Annotated in this window: 7 protein-coding genes; all 7 read right to left on the reverse strand. The window is 57.3% G+C overall.

The annotated features are described in order from the left end of the window. Positions 1–1,143 (reverse strand): DEAD/DEAH box helicase family protein (locus LHW45_10530; protein ID MCB5286006.1); only part of this gene is annotated, 1,143 nt, incomplete at its 3' end. After that, positions 1,140–1,634 (reverse strand): DUF4411 family protein, encoded by a 495-nt coding sequence (locus LHW45_10535; protein MCB5286007.1) that lies wholly within the window; start codon positions 1,632–1,634, stop codon positions 1,140–1,142. The genes LHW45_10535 and LHW45_10530, both read right to left, overlap by 4 nt. Further along, positions 1,631–2,782 carry an ImmA/IrrE family metallo-endopeptidase gene (locus tag LHW45_10540; protein MCB5286008.1) on the reverse strand — a complete coding sequence of 384 codons (1,152 nt, stop codon included), beginning with the start codon at positions 2,780–2,782 and terminating at the stop codon, positions 1,631–1,633. Before LHW45_10540 ends, LHW45_10535 begins: the two co-directional genes overlap by 4 nt. Next, positions 2,779–4,071 (reverse strand): restriction endonuclease subunit S, encoded by a 1,293-nt coding sequence (locus tag LHW45_10545; GenBank protein ID MCB5286009.1) that lies wholly within the window; start codon positions 4,069–4,071, stop codon positions 2,779–2,781. Before LHW45_10545 ends, LHW45_10540 begins: the two co-directional genes overlap by 4 nt. Further along, positions 4,068–5,171 (reverse strand): PDDEXK nuclease domain-containing protein, encoded by a 1,104-nt coding sequence (locus LHW45_10550; protein ID MCB5286010.1) that lies wholly within the window; start codon positions 5,169–5,171, stop codon positions 4,068–4,070. Before LHW45_10550 ends, LHW45_10545 begins: the two co-directional genes overlap by 4 nt. Beyond that, complete coding sequence (locus tag LHW45_10555) at positions 5,168–7,297, reverse strand: type I restriction-modification system subunit M (protein MCB5286011.1); 2,130 nt, start codon at positions 7,295–7,297, stop codon at positions 5,168–5,170. The genes LHW45_10550 and LHW45_10555 overlap by 4 nt, the downstream gene beginning before the upstream one ends. Then, entirely contained in the window at positions 7,294–7,527 is a 234-nt protein-coding gene (locus LHW45_10560) for a helix-turn-helix domain-containing protein (protein MCB5286012.1), read from the reverse strand. Before LHW45_10560 ends, LHW45_10555 begins: the two co-directional genes overlap by 4 nt. Between the last annotated feature and the right edge of the window lie 436 nt (positions 7,528–7,963).

Below are 7,963 nucleotides of genomic sequence, written 5' to 3' on the forward strand. Positions count from 1 at the left end.
GCCCGATTCCAGCGCCTCGGCCAGTTGCCGCGAATCCTCGTCGATCTTCTGCACCACCCCCTGACGGTGGTCGAACTGATAGATGGTGTTCTGCAACTGGCGGTCGAGCACCACCCGGTCGGTGATCACCACCACGCTGTCGAAAATGCGCTCGTCCTGCTCGTTGTGCAGAGAGGAGAGCCGGTGCGCCAGCCAGCCGATGGTGTTGCTCTTGCCGCTGCCTGCGGAGTGTTCCACCAGGTAGTTATGGCCGACGCCCTCGCTGCCCGCCGCCGTCACCATCTGGCGTACCGCCTGCAACTGGTGGTAGCGGGGGAAGATCATCGTCTCCTTGCGCACCTTCTTGCCTTCGTCGCTGACCTTCTCGTCAATGTCGAGATGAAGGAACCGCGCCAGCAGATCCAGCAGGCTGTCACGCTGCAACACCTCTTCCCAGAGGTAGGCGGTCTTGTAGTTGCGGCCGTCTTTATCCGGCGGATTGCCCGCACCGCCATCCCAGCCCTTGTTGAAGGGGAGAAAATGGGTGCTGGTTCCGGCCAGGCGCGTGGTCATGTGGGCCTCTTCGGTATCCACGGCGAAATGCACCAGAGTGCGTTTGGTGAACAGGAAGACCGGTTCGCGCGGGTCGCGGTCATGGCGATATTGATGAATGGCGTTGGCCGCCGTCTGACCGGAGAGGGGATTTTTCAGCTCCAGGGTCACCACCGGAATGCCGTTGACCGACAACACCACATCCAGCGATTTCTTGTTTTTACTACTGAAGTATAGCTGCCGGGTAATCCCCAACCGGTTGGCACGGTAGCGCGCCGCAAGCTCGGGGTTGAGGCCGTGGGCCGGGCGGAAAAAGGCAATGCGCAGGGTCTTGCCGAAGCACTTGAAGCCGTGACGCAGCGTGGTCAGCGCGCCGTGTGTGTCCAGCCATTTGCAGAGCGCCTGCAACACCCGTTCGCCGGTCTCCGCGCCGTGCAGGGCCTCCAGCTTTTCCCAAATCTTGCTTTGGGTTTCGCGGATAAAGATCAGCGCCTCGTCGGAGAATATGGCCCGTTCGGTGTCGAAAGCGCCTGAGGCGAGTTTGCAGTAACCGTCATTCAGCAAGACCGCTTCGATGGCGGTTTCAAAGGCGGCTTCGGAGGTTTGTTTCATTGTCCGCCCCCCAGAACAAACTTGGCCCTTTCCCGCCGCAGCATTTCATACGGCGTCATGAAGCGCAGGTCGAGGCCAATGCAGGCGTTGGGGATCTTGATCCGTTTGGTGGAGTTGGCGGGAACCTCATGGGTCACTACCACGTGACTTCCCGCAAGGGCATGGGCGACAAGGTAAAAGTCGGCAACCTGCAAAAAGGTGTTGATTGCCGCAGGTTCGTAGTTCTGGCTCGTGGCCCAGATACTCACCCTGCCGAATTGGGCGGCGGTGGCCGTATCGGTTTTCAGAAAAAGGCCGTTGCCGTTATTCCGCATCCACTTGGTAAGCTCGTCCGCACCTGCGTTGATCTCATCGGCCACTTTATCGATGCTGAATACCTTGTCAGCATGATTATTCTCTACTATCCATTCCCAGAATGCAGGGCAAAAATCCAGTCCGTAATGGAGATTTTTGGCCTGAATGAACACATTGGCATCAAGGAGGTAGCTCATAGCATTACCCCCAGCTCGCGCGCCGCTTCATAAAAGGTCGACGTTTTGCGCACTCCGAGCATGCGGAAGGCATCCTGAAACAGGGTCTGCCCCTCCAGAGTGCTGGAAAGGATCGCCCGGGCGAAGAGTTTGCCGGTACGCGCGCCGAGGGTGCGATAAAAATCACCGCTGCCGCTTCCGCCTCGATCCAGTCCCCGGATTCTCTCCACCTCTTGCCGGTAGCACCGCCACAGGGTGGCCTGATCAATAAAGCCCGCATCGAACAGGCGGCGCAAGGCAACCAAAGTGCTTACCTTGAACAGACGGGCCAGACGTTGAATTTCCGCAGCCACTGATGAGTCAGGTTCATACACCTGGCGCAGTTCATCCAGCGGCACCAACAGTTCAGCGGCCACCTGGTTGCACCAGCGTTCAATCCGCTGCCCTGGTACACTGCCTGCCTCCGGATCAGACACCCCGCTTTCTCCCAGCCAGATATGAGCCAGCTCATGGGCCAGGGTAAACATCTGGGCCGCCTTGCTGTCGGCGCCATTGAGGTAGATCAGCGGCGCCAAGTCGTCGGCCAGGGCAAAGCCACGAAATTCATCCACGTTCAGTTTACGGTGGCTGTTGCTGCCGACGATGGAACTGGCCATCACCAGCACGCCGGCTTCCTCTGCCTTGGCGATGAGTTGGCGCAGGGCATCCGTCCAGGTCGGTAGCCGCTGCCGTTCAGCTATGGAAAGCGCCAAGGTCTGCCGCATTGATTCGGCCACCTGTTCAGGGATGGCCGCAACGGTTGCGCTGCCGACAAAGACCAGCCGGGGCAGACCGTGCATACGGGCATAGTCGCGGAACCACTCCTGCCTCTGCTGACAGAGATAGAGAGTATCCAGCAAGGCGCTGCTGGGTTCAAGCATTGCCTCATCACGCAGGGTGCGAAAGTCTGGCACCGGCAGTGTGAGTTCCGGCGGTTCGGGCAAGAAGAAATAACCGATTGGGGTGTGGGTGAGCCGGGCAAAGTTCTCCAGTTGCTTCAAGGACGGTTGCGCTTCACCGGTAAGCCATAGCGGCCATTTGCGAAACCGTTTTTCCAGCATGGCGTCGGAGAGCCAGGCCCTATCCGCAGCCCAGCGCAAAACCGGAATGGAGGCGGGAACGGTGTTCATGGGAGCATCTCCTCGGCTGGAATTTTCCCTGTCACGGCGGCGGTAATCAGGGCAGCGCGGCGTTCTTTAGCAAGATCAACCGATATGAGTAATTGATCGGCAAGCTTGCGAGTCTTGACGTGGCCTATCTCAACTTGAGAAACGATAGATCTCTGTTCGTCAATCGGAGGATAAGGGATGCGAAAATGGCCAAGCATCTCAGTATTGAGATTGTCCATTGTTGAGCCTACTGACTCAACAGTTAAACGCTTTGCTGCGTTTGTTCCATTGAAAATTAAAGCTAGATATTTTGGGTTAATCTGGCGCTGGTCGCAGCGAACGCGAAGGCTACCCGTACCACATAACCAACCTACTTGGGACGCTTCAACAACACCGCATCGACCAAGTTCGCCGCGCCGCCCAAAAACAACATCACCTTCCCTTAGCTTATGTACGCTTAGACGATCAGCCGTTTCATCGTCTACGGATATGCCATAGTCAGGGGTAATCTTATTGTCTTTTAAATGGGCCGGATTGATAACGGGTATCCCATTGTCAATGTACTCTTCAGCGTGAAGTTGTGAACCAAACGGGCCGGTCTGCAATGATGGACAAGCAAATCTCACTTGGAGCACCTCCCAATGCGCCGGGATATTCCCCAGCCAGTTGAGACCGGAGGGTTTGAGGGGGGCGGCTGGGTCGAGGCCGCGGGTGACGGTGCGGCTTATGAGGGCGGCGCGCTTTTCTTCCAGCAGGGCCAGCATCTTTTCCTTTTCCGCCACCAGCGCATCGATGCGCGCGGTTTCGCGGTCGAGGTAGTCGGCGATCAGGCGTTGGGTTTCTTCCTCAGGACAAGGCAAGTGATGTTGGCGTAGTAGGTCAGGCGATACGCGCTTGAGGCCTCCGGCACCCGTCATTGAAGCCTCGCCCTCCTGCTTGAATGTCAAAGACTGTAAGTAGTAGAAGAGAAATTTTCGATTGACCGTCTTGGGCCTTATGACAAAAAGCTCTGAGCTCCCGAACCCCTTACCCCCTTCAAGATTTTGAGCGACAGCAATGTTGCCGTTTTCAAAACAAGGCGTGACTTTGGCAAGAACAATATCGCCCTCTTCGAAGGCATTGTAAGAAGATACGTACTTGGAAAACTTGTCGGTATTCGGAAGAAAGTAGCCGCCCTTGACCCTGTCCATGGGCAGGAAGGTCAGTTCGTCGTCCTCTTCGAATTCACTAAAGTCGACAGAGGGATTAAGCTGGCAAACATATCGCAGCGGAACGGTTTTCCATTCATGCAGTACGGGAGCTGAATTCATTCCCCTACCTCCTCGCCCCACTCCGTGAGCTTCCGGCGCAGCAATTCCTTGTCCGGCAAATAAAGCTGGTATTCCCGCGCGTGGATATTGGCCTCCTTGGGTAGGGTGATTTCCACCAGGGCGTCATGCTTCTTCTTGCAGAGGACAATTCCCACGGTGGGCGATTCCTCGTCCAGTTTTACAAAGCGGTCGAAGTAGTTGACATACATCTGCATCTGGCCCAGGTCGCCATGACCCAGTTTGCCGATTTTGAGATCGATCAGCACATAGCAGCGCAGCAGGCGGTTATAAAAAACCAGGTCGACAAAGAAATGCTCTTCGTCGAAGGTGAAGCGCTTCTGCCGGGCCTCGAACAGGAAACCCTTGCCCAACTCCAGCAGGAAATGTTCGAGCTTGTCGATGATGGCCGATTCCAGGTCGGATTCGGAATACTTCGCCCTTTCATCGAGACCGAGGAACTCAAGGACGTAGGGTTCTTTGAGCAGATCTTCGGGGCGGGCGACGAGCTGCCCTTCGGCGGCAAGTCTTTTTACCCCTTCCTTGTCGCGGCTGAGGGCGAGGCGCTCATACAGCCCTGAATTGAACTGGCGCTTGAGTTCCGGCAGTGTCCAGCCGCCTTGCGCAGCCTCAATCTCGTAAAAACTGCGCTCGTCCGGGTTGTCGATGGAAATCAGAAAGACATACTGCGACCAGCTTAGGTTGAAAGGAGAATTGAATTTGGCAGATGCCGTCAGCCAAATCTGGGGTGATTGCTCAACATTCGTCAATTTCCCAGACGGCATCTGGGATTTTTCCATCGACGGCAATTGCGCAGACGGCATCTGCGCAATTCGGCGATCCTGGTAAGCCAGATAAAACCTGCGCATGTACTCTAGATTCCGCTTGGAAAACCCCCGCCCGAACTCAGCCGTCAGAGCAGCGGAGAGTTCCTTGAGCAACGCCTTGCCATACTCAGCCCGTTCCTCGCCGCCCTGTTCATGCTCAACAATGCGACGACCAATCTCGAAGTTGGTGAGAACTTGAATGAGATCGACGGAATGGACCACCGCCCGGCGGGCGGATTGAATCAGGTCGCGGATTTCGTGAAGCAGTTCCTTCACTCCGTCACCTCCCGCAACAACCCCATGATCCGTTTCTCCACTGCCTCCAGCTCCGCGTCGATCTCGGCCAGCGGCCTCGGCGGCTGGTACTGGAAGAATTCGCGGTTGAAATTGATCTCGTAGCCCACCTTGCCAATACCGCCGTCCTGTTCATCCAGCGTGTCGCGGTCGATCCAGGCGTCCGCCACATAAGGGCGCACCTCGCGCAGCACATAGCTGATTACGTCTTCCTTGAGGGGGATGTTTTCAAAGTCCTTCAGGTTGGAGTCGGCCTCGTACTCGACATATTTCCCTTTCCCGGCCGGGTTGAGTCCCAGCAGGGCTTTCAGCTCATCCGGTGCAAGCTCGGGCAGGGTTTGGCCGGGAAACAGCGCGTCGAGATCCAGTTCAACTCTCTTATGTTCCTTGGCAATCACCGGCTCGGCCTCGGGGTCAACCTCGGTGAAGGCATCACGGAAGGCCTTTTTTTGGGCCGTGCCCTTGGCTCCCTTGGCCCAGCCTTCGACATCGTCGGGCAGACATTTGACGATCTTCTGCACCTCGTCCCACACCTGATTCCAGTTGTCATGCGCTTCGCTGCCGTACACTTCTTCGATGGCCAGCACGGCGTCGAGCAGTTCCGGGCAGGTGTCAAGGTAGCGTTCCTTGGCCTCCGGGGTGAGCTGGAACTTGAGGCGCAGTGGACGCAGGATGGTAACGCGACGGTAGCCGAAATCGGCGTTGTCGAAGACCTTGCTGGTCTTCGATTCGGTCAGCGCGCCGTGCTCGCGGGTCACTTCATCGATGGCTTTTTCATCCAGCCAGCGGCGCTTGTTGCCGAGGCTGCGTTTCATCGGTGTCCAGCGGTCGCGGGCGTCGATCAGTTGGATTTTGCCCTTGCGGTGGTTCTCTTTGCGGTTGCTGAGCACCCAGACGAAGGTGCCGATGCCGGTGTTGTAGAACATCTGCTCGGGCAGGGCGACGATGGCCTCCAGCCAGTCGTGCTCGATGATCCAGCGGCGGATTTCGCTTTCGCCACTGCCTGCGCCGCCGGTGAAGAGCGGCGAGCCGTTGAAGACGATGGCGATGCGCGAGCCGGGCTTGTCGCGGTTGCCCTGCTGCCACGGCTGGAACTTGGCAATCATGTGAATCAGAAAGAGCAGCGCGCCGTCGTTGATGCGCGGCAGCTTGCCGTTATAGCCGCGAAAGTTGGGCCAGCGGTCGATCTCTTTCTTCTCCCCCTTCCAGTCCACGCCGAAGGGCGGGTTGGCCAGCAGGTAGTCGAAACGCATGTCGGAGAACTGGTCGTTGGTCAGGGTGTTGCCGTATTCGATGCGGCTGTCCTTGTGCCCCTTGATCAGCAGGTCGGAGGCGGCGACGGCGTAGGAGCGCGGGTTGTAGTCCTGGCCGTAGACCTTGACCGTGGCGTGTTCGTTGTGGGCGCGCAGCCAGTTCTGGCTCTCGGCCAGCATGCCGCCGGTGCCGCAGGCCGGGTCGCAGATGGTGACGATCTTGCCTGCCTGGGTGAGCACCTGGGTATCGGGCTCCAGCAGCAGGTTGACCATCAGGCGGATGACTTCGCGCGGGGTGAAGTGGTCACCGGCCGTCTCGTTGGCCGCTTCGTTGAACCGCCGGATCAGGTCTTCGAACACCAGCCCCATGGTGATGTTGTCTACATGGCGGGGGTGCAGGTCGATTTCGGCAAACTGCGACACCACCTGGTAGAGGCGGTTGGCCTCTTCGAGCTTTTCGATCTCCTTTTCAAACTCGAAACGTTCGAAGATCTTTCGGATGTTCTCGGAAAAGCCGTTGATGTAATCGGCCAGGTGGCGGCCGATATTGTCCGGGTCGCCCTTGAGTTTGCGGAAATCAAGCTGGCTGTGATTGTGAAAGCCCAGCGGCTTGCCGTCGTCGTCTTTGGCCAGTTCGTTCAGCACCCGGTCCACCAGCTGCGGATCTTTGTCCTTCAAAGTCTCGTAGCGCTTGAGCACTGCCTCCTTGGTGGGGGCGAGCACGGCATCGAAACGGCGCAGCACAGTTAACGGCAGCATGACCCGTTCGTACTGCGGCGGCCGGTACGGCCCGCGCAGCAGGTCCGCCACGGACCAGATGAAATTCGCCAGTTGCTGAAAATTGCCTGGGGTCATGAGTGAATATCCTTGTTATCGAGATTCAGCTTGCCTTGGCCTGCCATCCGCTTACAAAACGCCTCGAATTGCCTTCTCGCCAGCTTGAAGGGAACCGTCTTGCTGTTTTCCCAGCGGTTGATCGTGGAAAAGCTCACGCCCAGCTCGTGAGCCAGCTCTTCCTGGCTCAGCCCCAGTTGCTGGCGGACTTCTTTGACCGTCTCCGCAAAATTTTCCGGTGCCTTTGCCATATCGATTTGCCTCAATTCCTGGTGCGCCACCAATTCACCTGCAGCGAGCGAACGCAATTTGCCCAACCTACAATTACGACGATTAATATAGCAGGTGACAACGCATGTGGAAAGCGGAAAGTTGGCGCTTATTTCAGAATTTTCCGACACATCCCGCCGCCACCCGGTAAGTAACCCCTCAGAAGCAATCGCGAAAAAATTTCATCAGACGCCCGACACTTTCTCTGTCTCTCCGGTAAGTAAGGGCAGAATCCAAAACGATGAGCCACCGACCATGGACATCAACGACCTGGTTGACGGAATCATGAAGAGTATCAACCAGTTTGCCTTTGATCCCGCCGAGCAGCGGTTGCAGGAAAAAATGCAGGAGTCCGGACGAGGTCCGGAGAATGAGGGTAACAATGCGGAGAATTTTCGGCGAAAGAGAAGCGGGGTG

Source organism: Candidatus Cloacimonadota bacterium (genome assembly GCA_020532085.1).
GTDB lineage: Bacteria > Cloacimonadota > Cloacimonadia > Cloacimonadales > Cloacimonadaceae > Syntrophosphaera.